21 protein-coding genes, 1 tRNA gene and 1 pseudogene are annotated in these 17,452 nt (G+C 59.2%); 11 read left to right on the plus strand and 12 right to left on the minus strand.

The features are described from left to right. Together Q0239_RS09180 and hisC are read right to left on the minus strand one after the other, a co-directional pair. Positions 1 to 307, minus strand: a 307-nt coding sequence (locus Q0239_RS09180; protein ID WP_298601574.1) for a prephenate dehydrogenase/arogenate dehydrogenase family protein, incomplete at its 3' end; no start/stop codon positions are given. Next, positions 307 to 1,404: a histidinol-phosphate transaminase gene (gene hisC, locus Q0239_RS09185; RefSeq protein ID WP_298601576.1), complete on the minus strand. Its 1,098-nt coding sequence runs from the start codon at positions 1,402 to 1,404 to the stop codon at positions 307 to 309. The genes hisC and Q0239_RS09180, both read right to left, overlap by 1 nt. 67 nt (positions 1,405 to 1,471) lie before the next feature. Between hisC and Q0239_RS09190 the strand changes: the two genes are divergently transcribed. The 3 genes from Q0239_RS09190 to metW are packed head-to-tail and all read left to right on the plus strand — an operon-like array spanning position 1,472 to position 3,620. Further along, positions 1,472 to 2,605: a homoserine O-acetyltransferase gene (locus tag Q0239_RS09190; protein ID WP_298601671.1), complete on the plus strand. Its 1,134-nt coding sequence runs from the start codon at positions 1,472 to 1,474 to the stop codon at positions 2,603 to 2,605. Beyond that, positions 2,602 to 3,033 (plus strand): GNAT family N-acetyltransferase, encoded by a 432-nt coding sequence (locus Q0239_RS09195; RefSeq protein ID WP_298601579.1) that lies wholly within the window; start codon positions 2,602 to 2,604, stop codon positions 3,031 to 3,033. Before Q0239_RS09190 ends, Q0239_RS09195 begins: the two co-directional genes overlap by 4 nt. After that, positions 3,030 to 3,620 (plus strand): methionine biosynthesis protein MetW, encoded by a 591-nt coding sequence (metW, locus tag Q0239_RS09200; protein ID WP_298601583.1) that lies wholly within the window; start codon positions 3,030 to 3,032, stop codon positions 3,618 to 3,620. Before Q0239_RS09195 ends, metW begins: the two co-directional genes overlap by 4 nt. A gap of 4 nt (positions 3,621 to 3,624) precedes the next feature. Here the strand turns inward: metW and Q0239_RS09205 are convergent, their stop codons facing one another. From Q0239_RS09205 to ispG, 5 genes are read right to left on the minus strand one after another with little or no spacing between them, the layout of a single operon-like run. Beyond that, positions 3,625 to 4,146 (minus strand): TIGR02281 family clan AA aspartic protease, encoded by a 522-nt coding sequence (locus Q0239_RS09205; RefSeq protein ID WP_298601586.1) that lies wholly within the window; start codon positions 4,144 to 4,146, stop codon positions 3,625 to 3,627. Between the two features lie 23 nt (positions 4,147 to 4,169). Beyond that, positions 4,170 to 4,694: a thioredoxin family protein gene (locus Q0239_RS09210; protein WP_298601589.1), complete on the minus strand. Its 525-nt coding sequence runs from the start codon at positions 4,692 to 4,694 to the stop codon at positions 4,170 to 4,172. Then, positions 4,691 to 5,173: a GNAT family N-acetyltransferase gene (locus Q0239_RS09215; RefSeq protein ID WP_298601592.1), complete on the minus strand. Its 483-nt coding sequence runs from the start codon at positions 5,171 to 5,173 to the stop codon at positions 4,691 to 4,693. Before Q0239_RS09215 ends, Q0239_RS09210 begins: the two co-directional genes overlap by 4 nt. After that, positions 5,170 to 6,063 carry an EamA family transporter gene (locus Q0239_RS09220; RefSeq protein WP_298601595.1) on the minus strand — a complete coding sequence of 298 codons (894 nt, stop codon included), beginning with the start codon at positions 6,061 to 6,063 and terminating at the stop codon, positions 5,170 to 5,172. Before Q0239_RS09220 ends, Q0239_RS09215 begins: the two co-directional genes overlap by 4 nt. Positions 6,064 to 6,083: 20 nt before the next feature. Continuing rightward, positions 6,084 to 7,223, minus strand: a complete 1,140-nt coding sequence (ispG, locus tag Q0239_RS09225) for a flavodoxin-dependent (E)-4-hydroxy-3-methylbut-2-enyl-diphosphate synthase (RefSeq protein WP_298601598.1) — start codon at positions 7,221 to 7,223, stop codon at positions 6,084 to 6,086. 240 nt (positions 7,224 to 7,463) lie between these two features. Between ispG and Q0239_RS09230 the strand changes: the two genes are divergently transcribed. Both Q0239_RS09230 and Q0239_RS09235 read left to right on the plus strand, forming a co-directional pair. After that, positions 7,464 to 7,907, plus strand: a complete 444-nt coding sequence (locus tag Q0239_RS09230; RefSeq protein WP_298601601.1) for a hypothetical protein — start codon at positions 7,464 to 7,466, stop codon at positions 7,905 to 7,907. A 55-nt stretch (positions 7,908 to 7,962) separates the two neighbouring features. Further along, a complete protein-coding gene (locus tag Q0239_RS09235) occupies positions 7,963 to 9,486 on the plus strand; it encodes an acyl-CoA carboxylase subunit beta (RefSeq protein WP_298601604.1) in 1,524 nt (507 codons plus the stop codon). Here Q0239_RS09235 and Q0239_RS09240 read toward each other — a convergent pair whose 3' ends face one another. The 4 genes from Q0239_RS09240 to Q0239_RS09255 all read right to left on the minus strand — a co-directional run bounded on the left by Q0239_RS09240 (position 9,487) and on the right by Q0239_RS09255 (position 13,160). Then, positions 9,487 to 9,741: a hypothetical protein gene (locus Q0239_RS09240; RefSeq protein WP_298601607.1), complete on the minus strand. Its 255-nt coding sequence runs from the start codon at positions 9,739 to 9,741 to the stop codon at positions 9,487 to 9,489. It abuts the gene before it with no gap. 29 nt (positions 9,742 to 9,770) lie between these two features. Then, positions 9,771 to 9,986: a toxin-antitoxin system HicB family antitoxin gene (locus Q0239_RS09245; protein WP_298601610.1), complete on the minus strand. Its 216-nt coding sequence runs from the start codon at positions 9,984 to 9,986 to the stop codon at positions 9,771 to 9,773. A gap of 7 nt (positions 9,987 to 9,993) precedes the next feature. Next, complete coding sequence (locus Q0239_RS09250; RefSeq protein ID WP_298601651.1) at positions 9,994 to 10,890, minus strand: SPFH domain-containing protein; 897 nt, start codon at positions 10,888 to 10,890, stop codon at positions 9,994 to 9,996. A gap of 119 nt (positions 10,891 to 11,009) precedes the next feature. Continuing rightward, positions 11,010 to 13,160: a M3 family metallopeptidase gene (locus Q0239_RS09255; RefSeq protein WP_298601654.1), complete on the minus strand. Its 2,151-nt coding sequence runs from the start codon at positions 13,158 to 13,160 to the stop codon at positions 11,010 to 11,012. A gap of 198 nt (positions 13,161 to 13,358) precedes the next feature. Here Q0239_RS09255 and Q0239_RS09260 point away from each other — a divergent pair, with 198 nt between their 5' ends. The 3 genes from Q0239_RS09260 to Q0239_RS09270 all read left to right on the plus strand — a co-directional run bounded on the left by Q0239_RS09260 (position 13,359) and on the right by Q0239_RS09270 (position 14,733). After that, positions 13,359 to 14,285 carry a hypothetical protein gene (locus Q0239_RS09260; protein ID WP_298601657.1) on the plus strand — a complete coding sequence of 309 codons (927 nt, stop codon included), beginning with the start codon at positions 13,359 to 13,361 and terminating at the stop codon, positions 14,283 to 14,285. A 47-nt stretch (positions 14,286 to 14,332) separates the two neighbouring features. Continuing rightward, positions 14,333 to 14,408 (plus strand) — tRNA-Val (locus tag Q0239_RS09265). 10 nt (positions 14,409 to 14,418) lie between these two features. Further along, positions 14,419 to 14,733, plus strand: coding sequence for a hypothetical protein (locus Q0239_RS09270; protein ID WP_298601659.1), 315 nt, complete (start codon positions 14,419 to 14,421; stop codon positions 14,731 to 14,733). Positions 14,734 to 14,740: 7 nt separating this feature from the next. Here the strand turns inward: Q0239_RS09270 and Q0239_RS09275 are convergent, their stop codons facing one another. After that, positions 14,741 to 15,358 (minus strand): TlpA disulfide reductase family protein, encoded by a 618-nt coding sequence (locus Q0239_RS09275; protein ID WP_298601662.1) that lies wholly within the window; start codon positions 15,356 to 15,358, stop codon positions 14,741 to 14,743. On the opposite strand from Q0239_RS09275, the gene argH reads away from it, so the two are divergent. The 3 genes and pseudogenes from argH to Q0239_RS09290 form a co-directional block, all read left to right on the plus strand. Next, on the plus strand, positions 15,357 to 16,727 hold the full coding sequence (argH, locus tag Q0239_RS09280; RefSeq protein WP_298601665.1) for an argininosuccinate lyase: 1,371 nt from the start codon (positions 15,357 to 15,359) through the stop codon (positions 16,725 to 16,727). The genes Q0239_RS09275 and argH overlap by 2 nt on opposite strands. Then, positions 16,724 to 17,035 (plus strand): hypothetical protein, encoded by a 312-nt coding sequence (locus tag Q0239_RS09285; protein WP_298601668.1) that lies wholly within the window; start codon positions 16,724 to 16,726, stop codon positions 17,033 to 17,035. The genes argH and Q0239_RS09285 overlap by 4 nt, the downstream gene beginning before the upstream one ends. Before the next feature lie 10 nt (positions 17,036 to 17,045). Beyond that, positions 17,046 to 17,452 (plus strand): annotated as a pseudogene (locus Q0239_RS09290) (hypothetical protein); the annotation flags it as partial.

Below are 17,452 nucleotides of genomic sequence, written 5' to 3' on the forward strand. Positions count from 1 at the left end.
TCTGCTTGCAACTGCCGACATCGCTGACGATGGCATCGGCGGGCAAGTCCGTCGCCCTCAATTCCGCGACCGGACCCATCGCTCCCACCGGAACGCAAAGAATGACGAGGCCGGCATCGATAACGGCGGTTCCTACCGTTTCGGCCACATCGTCGCAAAAGCCCAAATCGCGTGCGCGATCACGCACTTCGGGGTCGGCGTCAAAGCCGGTGACCCGCACCTCGGGCATATTAGCCTTGACCGCGCGCGCTACCGAAGAGCCTATAAGGCCCAGTCCGATAATCGAGACACGCGCAAAAGGCAGCATCAGTTGTGCGCTTCCAATATCTTGCGCAGCGCCGCTATCACCCCAAGATTTTCCTCTTCGCTGCCGATGGTGATGCGCAGGCCATTGGCCAGTCCCTGCCCTGGCAGCCAACGGACGATATAGCCTTCGTCCATAAGGTCCTTGTAGACGGTTTCGGCGCTGGTCTTGCCTTCGAAAATAATCATCAGGAAATTCGCCCAGCTGGGGATCGCCTTCAGTCCGTGATTGGACAGCGAAGCGATTTCACCTGCCATCCAGTTGCGCCATTGGAGGTTATGCGCGCGGCTGTGTGTGACAAAATCAGTATCAGCCAGCGCTGCAATCGCCGCCGCCTGACCGGCACTGGTGACGTTGAACGGTGCACGGATGCGGTTCAGCGTGGCGATCAACCCGGGCTGGCCATAGGCCCAGCCGATGCGTTCTGCGGCCAGCCCGTAAATCTTCGAGAAGGTGCGGGTGATGAGGACATTGGCATGTTTGCGCGCCAGATCGAAAGCTGCCGGGCCGTCATCCTCCAGATATTCGCCATAGGCCTGATCAAGTACCAGCACGCAATCGGCAGGCAAACCGGCATGCAACCGCGCGATTTCGGCATCGTCGCTAAAGGTGCCGGTCGGATTGTTCGGATTGGCGATGAAGACCACGCGGGTCTTTTCATTCACCAGCGCCAACAGCGCATCGACGTCGGTGCCATAATCTTTGTCAGGTGCAACAACTACAGTCGCGGCACATTTGCGCGCGGCAATATCGTAAACCGAAAAGCCGTATCGGACGTAGATGATCTCATCCCCCGCCCCGGCATAGCCCATCGCGATCAGGTTCAGCAGCTCGTCCGAACCGGTGCCGCAAACGATCTGGTCGGCCTCAAGTCCATAGGCCTTGCCCAGCGCCTCGCGCAGTGCGTTCGAGGCCGGGTCGGGATAGCGTGCGAGCGTGGCGCGCGCCTCAACCAGCGCAGCGGTAGCATGATCGCTGCACCCAAGCGGATTTTCGTTGGCCGACAATTTGATCAGCACGCGCCCGTCATCGCTTTTCGCCTTGCCAGGCGTATAGGCATGAATGGCGTTGATCCAGGGTTTGGCTTCAGGCTGTGTCATGGCGCGCGCCATAGCCTCGCCCTGCCGTCCACGCAACCAAGCTATTGTTTTAACCGCCTTGCCTGATATGGCGCAAAACATGGGTGAAGACGGTCGCTTTGGCCTCGACAGGCGGACAAAACTGCTGGGGCCGGTAAGGCTCGACAGCGGCGTGCAATTTGCGCCCGTCGAATTCGCCTATGAAACCTATGGCGAACTGAACGGCGACAAGTCGAACGCGATCCTGATCTGCCATGCGCTGACCGGCGACCAATATGTTGCTTCGACCCATCCGCGTACCGGCAAACCCGGATGGTGGACGCGTCTGGTGGGCGAAGGCAAGCCCGTTGACCCCGCGCGCCACTGCATCATTTGCATCAACGTACTCGGCAGTTGCATGGGCTCATCAGGCCCCGCCAGCTTCGATCCTGGTACGGGTGAGCCCTATGCTATGGAATTCCCGGTCATCACCATCGCCGATATGGTGCGCGCACAGGCAATTCTGCTCGACCATCTGGGCATCGAACGTCTCGCCTGCGTCATCGGTGGCTCGATGGGGGGGATGCAGGCGCTGACCTGGGCGTCGCTTTTCCCCGACCGCGTCCAATCCGCCATCGTGATCGCCTCGACCGCGCGGCACAGCGCGCAGAATATCGCCTTCCACGAAGTGGGGCGGCAGGCGATCATGGCCGACCCCCATTGGCAGGGCGGCAATTATTACGGCTCGGTCGACCAGCCCGATGCCGGCCTCGCGGTCGCACGCATGGCGGCGCATATCACTTATCTGTCCGAAGAAGGCCTAACGCAGAAATTCGGGCGTCAGTTGCAGGACCGCGAGACCAAGACCTTCGGTTTCGATGCCGATTTCCAGGTCGAAAGCTATTTGCGGCATCAGGGACTGAGTTTCGTCGAGCGCTTCGATGCCAACTCCTATCTCTATATCACCCGCGCGATGGACTATTATGATCTGGCCGAGGAGCATGGCGGCGCGCTGGCCAAGGCCTTTCAGGGCACCCGCACCCGCTTCTGCCTGGTCAGCTTCGACAGCGACTGGCTTTACCCCACAATCGAATCCAAGCGCGTGGTGCAGGCGCTCAATGCCGCCGGGGCAGCGGCAAGCTTTGTCGAACTCTCGAGCCCCTTCGGCCATGACGCCTTCCTGCTCGAGGCGCCAGAAATGAACCGGATCGTCGACGGCTTTCTGAAAGCGGGCGGATTATGATCGACCTTGGCAATGGCTACCACCTCTCAACCGATCGGGCAGCGATGCAGCTCGACGCCATTCACGCCTATCTGACGCGCAGCTATTGGTCGACGGGGATTCCGCTCGCCACCGTCCGTACCGCCGTCGCCAACTCGATCGGTGTCGGCGTTTTCAAACAGGGGGCGCAAGTCGGCTTTGGCCGTGTCACGACCGACCGGGCAACATTTGCCTATCTGGCCGATGTCTATGTCCTAGAAGAGCATCAGGGGCAGGGACTGGCGCAAGCGATGGTCAAAGCCCTACACGAACATCCCGAACTGCAAGGGCTGCGCCGCTGGATGCTGGCGACAAGCGACGCGCATGGCGTATATGCCCGACTTGGGTGGACGCAGGTCACCGATCCTGCGCCATTCATGCAGCGCCATTTTCCGGATGTGTATAAATGAACGGGTTACGCCCCGACCTTGCTGCCATCGCCGCGCATGTTCGTGAAGGCGCACGCGTGCTCGATGTCGGCTGCGGAGACGGCGCCCTTATGGCGGCGTTGCGTGATCAAAAGGGCATCGACGCGCGGGGCATGGAACTGGACGCGACCAATGTTGCCAATGCAGTGACGCGCGGGCTCGCCGTGGTTCAGGGCGATGCCGACACCGACTTGGCCGACTATCCCGACAATTCGTTCGACTATGCCATATTAAGCCAGACGTTGCAGACCACGCGGCGGCCCGACCTTGTGCTCGATCAGCTGCTGCGTATAGGCAAGCAGGCCTTTGTCTCTTTCCCCAATTTCGCCCAGTGGAAGATACGTTTCGCGCATATGTTTGGTGGGCGGATGCCGGTGACCAAACAATTGCCGCACCGCTGGTACGACACGCCCAACATCCACCATGTCACCATCGATGATTTCAAAAGCTTTGTGAAAGAACGCGGCTACACGATCGAGGGCGAATGGTATCTGACGGGTGAGAAACAGCGCGGCGCCGCGATGGCGAACCTGCTCGCCGAACATGCGGTGTTTCTGCTGAGGCGCTGACGCCCTAGTTCAGCGTCATCCGGTCGCCTTCGATCTGCACATTGTCGACCCGCGACAGGAAGGATTGGCCGAGCAAAGATACGTCGAGTCCTTCAGGGATAATCACTGCCTCAACATTGTCTGCCTGAAGGTCACCCACCGTCACGCTGTCGAGCTTTACGGGCTTGCCCAGAACATCGCCATTCACCCCGCGACCGACATGCTGCAACTCACTTGCGTTCCAGTCGAAGCCGAGCTTGCGTGCATCGGCGGCGCTGAGCGCGATCATGCTCGCGCCAGTATCAACCATCAGGCGGATTGGCGTGCCATCGACATCGGCTGCGGCATAAAAATGCCCATCTGTCTCGCGCTCCAGCTCAACGGCGTCGAAACTGCCCGATCCGACATTCCGGGCGTCCGACTTTCCCTCGATGACATAATGATGCGCTTTGTCCGCAGGCTCCGCCGCCGGCAGCACAAGGTTACGCGGAAAGGACCAGCCAATCGCGACGGCAAGGACAACAACGGGAGCAAGCAGCCTCCACATAGCGCCTGTCTAATCGAACAGGCTTAAGCGGGGGTAAATTCCGCAAAATAGCGGTAGATTGCGTCCTCATTCCTACTCGCGGCGTTGCGCCAGCTGGCAGCGTCTTTCTTGCTGTTGAGCAGCTTGCCTTCGGGTGACACGACCAGCACCGTCGGTGTGCCCTTGATCTTTTTGATTCCGAACCGTTTGGCGATATCCAAATTGCGACCGCGCCCCGTTTGCGGGACGCCGACATCGATAAACAGTACCTCATATTTCTGCGTGATCATACCAACGAAGCGGGGGGAATCGATCAGATTGGCCAATGCCGCGCTGTCGTGACACCAATTGCCACCCATGATGATCAGCAATTTCTTGCCCGAAATCGCTGTCCCTTTGAGCCGAAATTCAAGTTCCGATGCCGCATCTTCGGTCGGATCATAGGCGATGGTGGAATAGCGGTCTTCGGGAGAGGCTTCGCGAACCGGTGGCGGCACGGGTGCGGGCGTGGGCACCGTCGCAGGGGCGGGCGCCGAAAGCGCCAACGCAAACAGCAGGGCGTGCATCATCCGCCCTTCGCCAGATCGATCAGTGCAGCCCCGTCGGCACGGTAGATGGTCCATTCGTCCATCGGCTTCGCCCCCAAGGATTTGTAGAACTGGATCGCGGGTTCATTCCAGTCGAGCACTGACCATTCTAGCCGCGCGCAATCACGCTCCACAGCCAGCGCCGCGAGCCGCTTGAGCAGCGCCTTTCCAAGACCCGATCCGCGCGCTTCGGGTCGGACGAACAGATCCTCCAGATAAATCCCCGGCTTGCCCTCAAAGGTCGAGAAATTGTGGAAGAACAGCGCAAAGCCCTGCGGTTCGCCGTCGATCTCTCCGATGAGCACCTCGGCATAAGGGCGGGGCCCAAACAGCTTGGACTCCAACACCGCTTCGTCAAAACGCACCTCATGCGCCAGCCGTTCATATTCGGCGAGATCGCGAATGAATTGCGCAATCAGCGGAATATCCTCTGCGGTGGCATCGCGTATCGAAAGCGTCATTTCCCCATTCCCTGTCTGATCCGGGGCCATAGCATGCCGACCGACAACCCCGCCATCACCAACGCGAAGGCGACCAGCTTCCATGACTGCAACGGCTCACCCAGCAGCAGCGCCGATGCACCCATGCCAAACACAGGTACCATCAACGCCATCGGCGCGACGACCCCCGCCGGATGACGGTTGAGCAGCCAGCCCCATGCGGCATAGCCGAACATGGTGTTGCCTACCGATTGCCACAGCACGGCCGCCCAGGTCGCACCATCGGCCGCTTCGATTCCGGCAAGCATCGCCTGTGGGCCTTCGAGCACAAGCGCAAACAGCAACAGCGGCGGCACGGCAAAGATGCTCGACCACACTACATAGGACAACATGTTTTGCGGTGCGGCCTGCCGTGCGACCATGTTCCCGCTCGACCAGCTGAACGCGGCGAGCAACACCAGCCCAAGGCCCAACGGCGTCGCGCTGCCATCGGTGTGGAAGGCGATCACGGCAAGTCCGCTGCTGGCCAAAAGCAGCGCGACGATCTGGTAGAGCCCGACCTTCTCCCCCGTCAGCCGCATCGAAAGAAAGATCGTGAAAAAGACCTGCGTCTGTACGACGAGCGAAGCCAGCCCCGGCGTGATGTCCGCGCGCATCGCAGTGAACAATATACCGAACTGCCCTGCCCCAATGAGAACGCCATAGGCCGCAAGGTTGGTCCAGCCGACTTTCGGTCTGGGCAGGAAAAGGGCGAGCGGAAAGAAGGCCAGCGTGAAACGGAGTAAGGCCAGAGTCAGCGGCGGCAGGTGCTCAAGCGCAAATTTGATGACGACGAAATTCGTCCCCCATACTGCCATGATAGCAATGGCGAGCAGCAGATGGGCGGGCGGAAGCCCGTGGCGCGTCGGCATTACCCCGCCCCCAGCCGCGCTCAGGCGGCCTTGCCGTGCAGCGTATCCATGCTGACTGCGGTGCCGGCCTCAATCTCGGCCGCTTTGGCCTCGACCAGCTTGACAATATGGCCGATCATGTCGGCATCTTCGACATGGTGGTCGGTGACGCCCGAGAGATAGACCATATGCTTGCCATTACCGCCGCCGGTGATGCCGATATCGGTCTCACGAGCTTCGCCGGGGCCGTTGACGACGCAGCCGAGCACCGAGAGCGACATCGGCGTCTTGATATGCTGCAGCGCATCTTCGAGTTTCTGGACGGTGCGGATCACGTCAAAGCCCTGCCTTGCGCAGCTGGGGCAGCTGACCACGCGAACGCCGCGGGTGCGCAGGCCGAGGGTCTTCAGGATTTCGTAGCCAACGCGGACTTCTTCTTCGGGCTCTGCCGAAAGGCTGACGCGGATGGTATCGCCGATACCGGCCCAGAGCAGATTGCCGATACCGAGCGCCGATTTCACCGTGCCGCCGATCAAGCCACCCGCCTCGGTAATGCCGAGGTGCAACGGGCAGTCGACCGCTTCAGCCAACCCCATATAGGCGGCAACCGCGAGGAAGACGTCGGAGGCCTTCACTGCCACCTTATATTCGTGGAAATCGCGATCCTGCAGCAGCTTGATATGGTCGAGCGCGGATTCGATCAGCGCCTCTGGGCAAGGCTCGCCATATTTTTCGAGCAGGTCCTTTTCGAGAGAGCCCGCGTTCACCCCAATGCGGATTGCGCAGCCATTGGCCTTGGCCGCATTGACCACTTCATTCACCCGCTCTGCACTACCGATATTGCCGGGGTTGATGCGCAGACAGGCCGCTCCCGCATCCGCCGCCTCTAGCGCGCGTTTATAGTGGAAATGGATGTCGGCTACGACTGGCGCATGCGCTGCGCGAACGATCTGCTTGAGCGCGACTGTGCTTTCCACATCGGGGCAGGAGACGCGGATGATATCGACGCCCGCATCTTCGCACCGGCGGATCTGGTCGATCGTCGCCTTGGCGTCGCTGGTCAAAGTGTTGGTCATCGTCTGCACCGCGATCGGCGCATCACCACCAATGGGAACCGAACCGACCATGATTTGGCGGGATTGACGACGCGCGATATCGCGCCAGGGGCGAATGGAAGACATGGGAGTGATATAGGGTTGCTTGGCTTGCGGGGCAATCTTTGCAATCGTCCATGTCAGAGTGACGCCTGGTCGCCCTGCCTTTTGGCATATACCATTGTTAATATGTGATTTTTACATTTGACTCTCGGTTACAAGAGGCGCAGCCTCCGCGCTCCTTGTCCTCAACCGGATAACTGGGTCGCCCGAACTGGCGGCAAGGTGGGTGCTCCGAAAACTGGAGCCGATAAGAGGAGGAAAGTCATGCGTAAGTCTATGCTTGCGGCGCTGGTCGCCGTGCCCTTGATGCTGTCTGTTGCAACACCTGCTGCCGGGCAGAATTCACCCTTTACACCGGGGGACTATGAAGATGTCGGCATGATCGACGTCAGCGATGGTGGCGGCTATGAATATGCGATGTTCTTGGCCAACACATGGCGCAAAAATCAGGAGTTTGCGAAGTCCAAGGGCTGGATTACAGGCTATCAGGTGCTCGCCAATGTAAACGCGCGTCCGGGCGAACCGGACCTGTATCTGGTCACATCCTTTTCGACTATGCCGGATGCGGCCGAAGAAGAAAAGCGTGCGACCGCCTATCGCGAATTTATGAAGCAGACCGACGCACAGATGGAAGCGGCGTCGGGTGACCGCGCCAAGTATCGCACTGTGATGGGGTCATTCCTGCTGCGCCAACTCAACTTCAAATAACCACATTTGGCGGGCGTGCTTGCAGCGCCCGCCTTTTACCAGCTATGCAAATCGCATGAGCTGGAAGAGAGAGATTGAGCATCTGCGCGAGCGTGAGGCGCTGGCGGAGAAAATGGGGGGCGAGGAGAAGCTCGCACGGCAGCATGGGCAGGGAAAGCTCGATGCGCGCGAACGGTTGAAACGGCTGCTCGATCCGGACAGTTTCCGCGAGATCGGAAAGATTGCGGGCAAGGGCAGTTATGACGAGAATGGTGACCTTGCGGAATTCAGCCCATCCAACTTCATTTTCGGTCGCGGCCAGATCGATGGTCGTCCGGTCGTAGCATCTGCCGATGACTTCACCGTGCGCGGTGGCGCCGCCGATGCCGCGCTGCATCGCAAATTCGTCCAGTGTGAGAAGATGGCGCACACCATGGGCCTACCGCTGATCCGTATGATCGACGGCACCGGCGGTGGTGGATCGGTCAAGACGCTGGAAGATACCGGCTACACCTATGTGCCTGTCACGCCCAGCTGGGAAGACATCATCAAGAACCTCGAGACGGTTCCCGTGGTCGCGCTCGCACTCGGACCAACGGCGGGGATGGGCGCGGCGCGCACTGTTGCCAGCCACTATTCGATCATGGTCAAGGGCCTGAGCCAGCTCTTCGCTGCAGGGCCGGTAGTCGCGGCCCAGATCGGTGATGAACTCTCCAAGGAAGAATTGGGCGGCAGCGAGATCCATGCCCGCAACGGCGTGGTAGATGAAGAAGTCGCGAGCGAAGACGAAGCCTTTGCCTATGCCCGGCGTTTCCTGTCCTACCTGCCGCCTTCGGTTGGCAAGCTAGCCGCACGCACGGCCTGCACTGATCCCATCGACCGGCGCGACGAAAAATTGCTTTCGATCGTCCCGCGTGAAGACAAGCAGGTCTATTCGATGCGTGCGGTGATGACCTCCGTTTTCGACAAGGGATCGGTGTTTGAAATGGGCAAGCGCTGGGGCCGTGCGGCGATCACCGCCTTTGCGCGACTCGATGGCTGGCCGGTCGCGGTGCTTGCCAGTGACCCGACCTTTCTGGGTGGATCGTGGGAGGCGCTAACCAGCCAGAAGGTGAAGCGCTTTGTCGAATTTGTCGAGCAGTTCAAATTGCCCGTCGTGCATCTGGTCGACAATCCCGGCTTCATGGTCGGGCTGGAGGCCGAACGCACTGGCACGATCCGCTACGGGGTCGAGGCGATGAACGCGGTGTACAAGGCGACCGTCCCCTGGGCCTCGGTTATTGTGCGCCGTGCCTATGGCATCGCCGGCAGCGCGATGTCGAATGGCGAGCGCTTCCAATACCGCTTTGCCTGGCCCAGCGGCGACTGGGGCAGCCTGCCAATCGCAGGCGGGCTAGAGGCAGCCTATAAATCGGAGATTGCGGCAGCCGACGATCCGGCGGCGAAGCTGGAGGAGATCAAGGCGCGATTGAACGCGGTCACCTCCCCCTTCCGCACCGCCGAGAAGTTCAATGTTGAGGACATAATCGACCCGCGCGATACCCGTCCGTTGCTCTGCGAATATGCGGAACTGGCTTGGGCAAAATTGGGCGCGACCTGATCAGTCTTTTCCCATCCGCCATTTCCAACCGCCCTCAGTGCGCGAAGCATAAATTGGGAGCGGCGCAAAGCCGGCCAACAGGATCAACGGCAATGCAATCATGGGTCGATCTCCGAGACCAAGCGCCAGCCCGATGATCAGCGCCATATGCGACAGCAGCAATACCCAGCCCTGCCATTTGAAAGGCAACCCTGCGCCATAGCCATAGCGCTTGGCCCGGAACCAGGGGCCTTTATCGAAAAACAGATGCAACATGGATATTCTCCTTTGTTGTACTTTCAGGTCTATTCGTACCCGGAACCTTCTTTGGCAGGCGGACGACCACGACGCGGGCCTTCAGTTACGCCAACCTTCACCCCGCGCCGCTCGAGCGCCTCGCGAAGCAGAACTTCCACCTGCGCATTTACGCTCCGGAAATCGCCCGTCGCCGCCCGCTCGATCGCGGCATACAGCGCCGGATCGAGACGGAGTGGGAAGGCTTTTTTGGCAGGCGGTGGCATCGTCTGCTTACTGGTAAAGCGAGCCCGTGTTGACGACTGGCTGGGTGTCGCGTTCACCACACAGCACAACCATCAGGTTGGAAACCATCGCCGCCTTGCGTTCGTCATCCAGATGCACGACGTCCTTTTCCGAAAGCTGATGCAGCGCCATTTCCACCATCGTCACTGCGCCTTCGACCAGTTTCTTCCGCGCCGCAATGACGGCTTCGGCCTGCTGGCGACGTAGCATGGCGCCGGCAATTTCCTGCGCATAAGCAAGGTGGGTGAAGCCGCATTCGTCGACGGTGATGCCGGCAACGGCGAGCCTTTCCATCAGAACGGTACGCAATTCGGCACCAACTTCATCATGATTGCCGCGCAGCGTGACTTCCTTGTGCTCGATATCGTCATAGGGGTAGCGCGAGCCGATGGTGCGCACCGCCGCCTCAATCTGCGCGAGGACGAACGCCTTATAATCATCGACATCAAACAGCGCCTGTGCGGTATCGGTAACGCGCCAGACGACCTGTGCCGCGATCTCGATCGGGTTGCCGCGCAGGTCGTTGACCTTGATCTTTTCCGAAATCAGGTTGTTGGCGCGAACCGAGATCTTAGTCGAGGTCATCCACGGCCAGACCCAGCGCAGGCCTTCCTTACGGTCAGTACCTTGATAGGAACCGAACATAGTGATCGACGCCGCCTGGTTGGGCTGCAACATATAAAAACCAGAAGAGGCGATGGTGAAAGCGACGAACCAGCCAATGCTTGCTCCGATACGGCCTATACCGCCCTGCATTTCGATGGCGTTGAAGATCGACCAGATAAAAACACCCAGAAGAAGCATGGCCACAGCGAACATCAGATAGCCGCTATATGTGCGTGCGCCGCGTTCCTTGCTGGCGTTCAATGAAACCGAATCAGACATGGTGCCCTCCAATAAAATATGATATCATATTTATATCAATAAGTGTGCCGCACAAGCAAAATCGGCAACATGTGATGTCGCCAATGAAAAAGGGCGGGGAAACCCCCGCCCTTCGCATCTTATTTGGTCGTTTCTGCGGGAAGCGGGAAGCCGCGCTTCTGCATGATAAATTTCACATCCGGATCGCGTCCACGGAACGCGCGATAGGCCTCGATGCGATCCGACTCGTTACCGGTCGAGAGCAGCATAGACCGGAAACGCTCTGCGGTTTCCTTGTCCCAGACATCACCCTTTTCGGTGAAGGCTGCCCAAGTGTCGGCATCCATCGTTTCCGACCACAGATAGCTGTAATAGCCTGCCGAATATCCGTCCGACGAGAAGAGGTGGTTGAACTGCGGCAGGCGGTGCCGCATCACCATTTCCTTCGGCATGCCGATCTTTGCGAGTGCTTCTTTCTCAAAGGCGCGCGGATCGGTGACTGGATCCTTACGGTGGTGCAGCATCATGTCGAGGATCGCGCTCGACAGATATTCGACCGTTGAGAAACCCTGCATGAAGGTGTCGCTCGCCTTGATCTTGTCGACCAGTGCCTGCGGGATTGGCTCGCCGGTTTCCGCATGCTTGGCATAGGTGTTGAGAATATAAGGCGTGAGCAGCCAATTCTCGTTCACCTGACTCGGATATTCCACGAAATCGCGCGGCGTATTGCCCAGCCCCGGCCAAGTGATGTCATAGTTCAGATAATGAATCGCGTGACCAAATTCATGGAACAGCGTCGACGCGTCGTCGATGCTGATCAGGGTTGGCTTACCGCCTGCGCCCTTCACAAAGTTATTGTTGTTCGAAGCTAGCGTGATGTTGTTCTTACCCGAAAGCTTGAACTGGTCGCGATAGGTCGTCATCCACGCGCCCGAGCGTTTGCCGGCACGCGCGAAGTTATCAAGATAGAAGAGCCCGATCACCTTGCCGTCGCGCTTCACTTCGAAAGTGCGCACTTCGGGTTCGAATACCGGCACCGTGCCGGTATTTTCGCTAAAGCTCATACCGTATAGCTTGCCAGCCGCATCGAACATCGCTGCGACCATATTATCGAGTTGAAAATAGGGCTTCAGCTCATTCTGGTCGAGGTCGTACTTCGCCTTGCGGACCTTCTCCGCATAATAGCGATAGTCCCAAGGCTCGATGGTGATGCCGGCCTTTTCCTTGTCGGCAATCACCTGCATGTCGGCGACTTCTTCCTTCACGCGGGCAACAGCAGCAGGCCAGACCTTCATCATCAGGTCCATCGCCTTTTCAGGCTGCTTTGCCATGGTGTCGGCCATGCGATAATGCGCATGGGTTTCGAAACCGAGCAGCTCGGCGCGTTGCTGGCGTAGCTTCAGGATTTCGGCAATGGTCGCGTTGGTGTCATTGGCATCCTGATTGTCGCCACGCATGACAAAGGCACGCCAGATTTTTTCACGCAGATCGCGACGCGGTGAATTTTCGAGGAACGGTTGGATCGCCGAGCGGGTGTTGGCAACAGCCCAGCCTGTCTTACCCTTGGCTTCCGCCGCTGCCTTCAATGAAGCGACAAAACTGTCGGGAAGACCGGCAACATCGGCCGGATCGGTCAACAAAATATAGGTTTCTTCGTCGGCCAGAACCTTGTTCTGGAAATCGGAAAACTTTTTCGAAATCTCGGTTTCGATTCCAATAAGTTGCGTCTTCTGTTCTGCGTTGAGCAGCGCGCCGTTGCGGACAAGGCCGTCATAGGTGCGTTCGAGCAGGCGCATCTGCGCCTTGTCCAGACCCAGATTCTCCCGCTCCTGATAAAGATATTGCACCCGCTGGAACCAGCGCGCGTCAAGCTGCAGCTCGTTGAAGAAAGCGCTGATCTTGGGCTCCCACTCCGCCTGGATCTTGCGAATCTCGGGATTGGACAGGTTGGAGCTGTGCACGCCCCAGATCGAAAATAGTCGGTTGACCGACGCGCCTGCGAGTTCGTTTGCCTTGATCGTATTGTCGAATGTCACTGGCGCAGGGTTGGTGAGGATGGCCTCAAACTCGGCCTTGGTCCGCTTCATCGCCTCTTCAAAGGCGGGGGGGAAATCGGCAGGCCTCACCTTGTCCCAGGGCGGCACGCCGTCATAGGGACCGGTCCATGGATCGAGCATCAAATTCACTGCGGCGGGTGCCGCGGCAGGCTTTGCAACCTCAGCAAATGCCGGCATCGCCGTTCCTGCCATCAGCAAAATCGATAGGGGCCATGTTTTAATTCCTTTGTTCACACTCGCACTCCTGAAATAGGTGGCAAACCCGGCACAACAAAGGCCGATGGCTCGCATGGTGCCATGCTTAGCCGCAGTGTGCGGCGAGGCAAAGCTGGATTTGGGATGGACAATCTGCTCCATATTGGAGAAATGTGGTGACGGGTGGTGGTACACAAGGGTCGGCGCAAAACCGGTCCCGGCTTGATGGACCATCTGATGACCGATTTTGACTATACCCAGCCCAGACTAACCGCTGGAATATTGTGCTTGGTGCCTGAACGAGCTGACGAATTGCAGCGGTTAGCGCTGCAATGTGGATGCCAGATTCGTCCGCTGGGCGAATCCGTCGACTTTCTGTTGATCGACTTTTGCTCCGATTCCGATGCGGCTTCAGCGGATTGGGCCGAGATTCATCGCTATCTCTACGGCAATGCAACCGAAGCTCTGGTCTGGGCGCCGCTTGAAGGCGTGGACGCGGCTTTCGCCGAAATGCCGCCGAATCGATGCCACTTTTTTGTCGACGCGGCTGACTGGCAAGCTGCCCCAATATTGTCGGGTGCTATGCGCGCGGTGAAGGCAAAACACCTTACTGATAGTACACGTGATGGAGGGCAGAGTGAGCTCAGCGCCCTCCATCGAATTAGTAGTGAGTTGGCTGATTTTGCGCGCACGCTTGCAAATATCGCCGAGAATGACAAGCATCCCAGTTCAACGGTGAACGACAAGCCCTCCAACTTTCGACATGCCCCCGCCGATGCGTTAAAGCCAATAGCGCAGCCTTCAGGACGAAACACTCCATTCAACACGCGACACATCCGTGAAATCATCAAGCTGCGCCGGATGCGCGAACGTCTGCTGGGCGAAGATTTGTTTGCCGATCCGGGTTGGGATATTTTGCTCGACCTGTTTGCAGCACAAGAGGAAGGACAGCAGGTTTCGGTTTCCAGCCTTTGCATCGCTGCCGCTGTGCCACCGACGACAGCTTTGCGCTGGATTACCAATATGACGGAAGCCGGCTATTTGATTCGGCGACAGGACCCTTATGATGCCCGTCGCGTCTATATCGAACTGTCCGAAAATATGACCGGAAAGCTGAAAGACTATTTTGAAACCATCGCAGATCGGGTCGCTGTGCCGATATGACTTGCCATGGCGGCGGAGCTTTGGCAAAGGCGGCGCTGGTCCTGCTGGGGCGCTTAGCTCAGTTGGTAGAGCATCTCGTTTACACCGAGAGGGTCAGCGGTTCGAGCCCGTTAGCGCCCACCAGGACAGGACCATGACCTTGCCGTTCATCTTGCAGCAAGCTTTAGGAACGCATTCTGTGTCGATGAGAGGGATCAGCTTTAAAACTGCTGTTGGTAGCGCACTGTTGGCGTCTGCCCTTTTCTGCAGCCCTGCGCATGCGACACTTAGCGTTTCACCGTTCGCGGTTAAAAAGGCACCTGCCACTATCCTACTGAAGAACAAGGGCCAGCGCGACACCGCGAATGATACGCGCCAGCAAAACTGCAAGCCTGCTGTTCGCTCCATGACCGAGGGTCAGCCCAATCGCAATTGCAATTGCCCGAAACCGCGCCCCATCCTGATGTAAGTGTCGCTCAGGCGGCCTCTTCGAGCAGCTTCGCAATCTCGGCATCGTCCCATTCTACCCCGCCGACTATGCGCCAGACTTCTTTGCCCTGACTGTCGTAAAGGATCGTCGTCGGAAGCGCTATTGTTCCGCCGACCGAAGATGACAGCGCATTGTCCGTATCGGTAAAAGGTTCGAGATTGCCGATTCGCGCCGAATCGAAAAAAGCGCGCACCGGTTTGCGGCCTTGTAGATCCTGCGACACCGCTATCACCGTAATCTCGCCCTCTTCGAGCGCCGCGAGTGCATCAAGCGTCGGCATCTCCGCTTTGCACGGCGCACACCAGGTTGCCCATAGATTGACCAATAATGGCCGTCCGAAATAATCGCTAAACGCAACTTCACGGCCATCGGCGCCGGTAAAGCTGACATCGGGCGCAGAGCGTCCTGCGAAACGATAGCTGAGTTCGGCCTTCAACCCGCTCTTGCTTTCCAGTCCGAAGCCCGCTTTGGGCGACTCTTGTGCTTTGGCGGGTTCCGCTTGCCCCGATGGCGCAGTTTCCCTATCGCAAGCCGCCAGAAACAGCGGCACGATCAAGGGAAGGAACAAGATCATTACCCGCGGCACATCAAACTCCAGCAGCATGTGGGGCGGCCGGTTCGGCGCAGGCCCTGCAGACGTGATGCGCGAGATAAACGCCTCCATCCCCGTCGACAAGCGGCTTTGGCGGCAGGACATATCGGGCAGCAAGGCACATGCGGCGATGCTGGGGGCGCAGGGCATCCTTTCTGATGCGGATGTCGAAGCGATATTGGGCGGTTTGGACGCAATCGAGCGCGAATATGCGGAACAGGGTGTGCCCGAGCATATCGAGCTGGAAGACATCCACATGCAGGTCGAAAGCCGCCTTCGCGAGTTGATTGGCGATGCGGCAGGACGGCTGCACACGGCCCGCTCGCGCAACGACCAGGTCGCGACCGATTTCCGCCTCTGGGTGCGGGGCGCCTGCGCACAGGTGGACGCCGCGCTGGCAGGATTGCAGGCCGCACTCGTTGAGCGCGCAGGCGAGCATGCCGAAAGCATCATGCCCGGCTTCACCCATTTGCAGGTCGCCCAGCCGGTGACGCTCGGCCATCACCTGATGGCCTATTATGAAATGATGAAACGCGACCGTAGCCGCTTTGCCGACTGCGCGCGACGGATGAACCAGTCGCCCTTGGGTTCGGCCGCGCTAGCGGGCACCTCCTTCCCGATTGACCGGCACGCAACCGCGCGTGCACTTGATTTCGACGCACCGACCGCGAACAGCATGGACGGCGTTTCCGACCGTGACTTTGCCGTCGAATATCTCGGATGTGCAGCGCAAGCGGCGATCCACCTGTCGCGACTGGCGGAAGAGATGATCCTCTGGGCGTCGCAACCCTTTGGTTTCGTCAAACTGCCCGACGCCTGGTCGACGGGAAGTTCGATCATGCCACAAAAGCGCAACCCCGACGCCGCCGAATTGGTGCGCGGCCATGCGGGACGGATCATTGGCGCCTTCACCAGCCTGATGGTGACAATGAAGGGCCTACCACTGACCTATTCGAAGGACATGCAGAACGACAAAGCCCCGCTGTTCGAAGCGCATGACCTGCTCGACCTCTGTCTGGCCGCAATGACCGGCATGGTATCGAGCGTTACCTTTGACGTCGCTAGGATGCGCGCCGTCGCTGCGACGGGATTTTCCACCGCAACCGATCTGGCCGACTGGCTGGTGCGCGAACATGGAATCCCTTTCCGCGAAGCGCACCACATCACCGGCAGCGCGGTCAAGCTGTGCGAGACGCGCGGCGGCGAGCTGGAGTTGCTAACTGCCGATGATCTTGCCAGCATTGATCCAAGACTTGCCGGAACCAGCCTGCCCGATCTTTCGGTCGAGGGATCGGTGCGCAGCCGCACCAGCGCTGGCGGCGCTTCACCACTTCGGGTAAAAGAAGCGGTAGCGGCTGCCCGAAAGGAATTGGGACTATGACAGATAAGCGCAAACTGGTTTGCGGCGCGCTACTTGCGCTGATGCTCGCGGGAGGCGGCACGGCTGGCGATCTGCAGCCCAAGGCCGGTCAGGCGATGCCCGACAAGGCCTATGGCCAGAGCGAAATTCCCGGTGCTGAAGAGCTGTCGACTCCCTCGGTCCAGACCCGCCCGGGGCGTAGCGATGAACTGATGCGTCGGTCGGAGCGTCGCCGCGACGATCCTTTTGACCTTGCGCCCGGCGCAGAAGCAGATAAGGGCGACCCGCCTGCGGAATCCACCGCGGAAGATCCGAAGAAGCCCGGCTGAACCCTCTGCTATGGACCATTTCCAGATCATCGATGGCGTGATGCACGCCGAGAACGTTCCGCTGACGCGTATTGCCGATGAAGTCGGCTCTCCAGTCTATGTCTATTCGCAAGCAACATTGGTGCGCCATGCTCAGGTATTTCGTGAAGCCCTGACCAAGGCGGGAATCGAGAATCCGCATATTGCCTTTGCCATCAAGGCCAACCCCAATCTGGCCGTGCTGAAAGTATTGGCGGGCGAAGGCTATGGTGCGGATGTACCTTCGGCCAGCGAGATGAATCCCCGGCCGGGCCCCGCCGCCGACACCCCTGGCGGTGCCGAAGTGCAAGGACTGCGCCCCGCCGCTCAAGCCGACCCCCGGCCGCGGCGAACCCGTCACGCCGAAGAGGCGATTCACGGAGGCGCTATCGGTGAGGA

It is taken from the genome of uncultured Sphingorhabdus sp. (assembly GCF_937872355.1).
Taxonomy (GTDB): Bacteria; Pseudomonadota; Alphaproteobacteria; order Sphingomonadales; family Sphingomonadaceae; genus Sphingorhabdus_B.

What these genes read in the sequence shown, in the direction of transcription:
- Q0239_RS09250 (WP_298601651.1), bottom strand. Translation starts at nt 10,890, where the DNA reads ATGTCTGATTCGGTTTCATTGAACGCCAGCAAGGAACGCGGCGCACGC.
- Q0239_RS09235 (WP_298601604.1), top strand. Translation starts at nt 7,963, where the DNA reads ATGAGCTGGAAGAGAGAGATTGAGCATCTGCGCGAGCGTGAGGCGCTG.
- ispG (WP_298601598.1), bottom strand. Translation starts at nt 7,223, where the DNA reads ATGTCTTCCATTCGCCCCTGGCGCGATATCGCGCGTCGTCAATCCCGC.
- Q0239_RS09275 (WP_298601662.1), bottom strand. Translation starts at nt 15,358, where the DNA reads ATGCTGCTGGAGTTTGATGTGCCGCGGGTAATGATCTTGTTCCTTCCC.
- Q0239_RS09270 (WP_298601659.1), top strand. Translation starts at nt 14,419, where the DNA reads ATGACCTTGCCGTTCATCTTGCAGCAAGCTTTAGGAACGCATTCTGTG.
- Q0239_RS09240 (WP_298601607.1), bottom strand. Translation starts at nt 9,741, where the DNA reads ATGTTGCATCTGTTTTTCGATAAAGGCCCCTGGTTCCGGGCCAAGCGC.
- Q0239_RS09220 (WP_298601595.1), bottom strand. Translation starts at nt 6,063, where the DNA reads ATGCCGACGCGCCACGGGCTTCCGCCCGCCCATCTGCTGCTCGCCATT.
- Q0239_RS09230 (WP_298601601.1), top strand. Translation starts at nt 7,464, where the DNA reads ATGCGTAAGTCTATGCTTGCGGCGCTGGTCGCCGTGCCCTTGATGCTG.
- Q0239_RS09205 (WP_298601586.1), bottom strand. Translation starts at nt 4,146, where the DNA reads ATGTGGAGGCTGCTTGCTCCCGTTGTTGTCCTTGCCGTCGCGATTGGC.
- Q0239_RS09285 (WP_298601668.1), top strand. Translation starts at nt 16,724, where the DNA reads ATGACAGATAAGCGCAAACTGGTTTGCGGCGCGCTACTTGCGCTGATG.
- Q0239_RS09190 (WP_298601671.1), top strand. Translation starts at nt 1,472, where the DNA reads ATGGCGCAAAACATGGGTGAAGACGGTCGCTTTGGCCTCGACAGGCGG.
- Q0239_RS09245 (WP_298601610.1), bottom strand. Translation starts at nt 9,986, where the DNA reads ATGCCACCGCCTGCCAAAAAAGCCTTCCCACTCCGTCTCGATCCGGCG.
- Q0239_RS09195 (WP_298601579.1), top strand. Translation starts at nt 2,602, where the DNA reads ATGATCGACCTTGGCAATGGCTACCACCTCTCAACCGATCGGGCAGCG.
- Q0239_RS09215 (WP_298601592.1), bottom strand. Translation starts at nt 5,173, where the DNA reads ATGACGCTTTCGATACGCGATGCCACCGCAGAGGATATTCCGCTGATT.
- argH (WP_298601665.1), top strand. Translation starts at nt 15,357, where the DNA reads ATGTGGGGCGGCCGGTTCGGCGCAGGCCCTGCAGACGTGATGCGCGAG.
- metW (WP_298601583.1), top strand. Translation starts at nt 3,030, where the DNA reads ATGAACGGGTTACGCCCCGACCTTGCTGCCATCGCCGCGCATGTTCGT.
- Q0239_RS09260 (WP_298601657.1), top strand. Translation starts at nt 13,359, where the DNA reads ATGACCGATTTTGACTATACCCAGCCCAGACTAACCGCTGGAATATTG.
- hisC (WP_298601576.1), bottom strand. Translation starts at nt 1,404, where the DNA reads ATGACACAGCCTGAAGCCAAACCCTGGATCAACGCCATTCATGCCTAT.
- Q0239_RS09210 (WP_298601589.1), bottom strand. Translation starts at nt 4,694, where the DNA reads ATGATGCACGCCCTGCTGTTTGCGTTGGCGCTTTCGGCGCCCGCCCCT.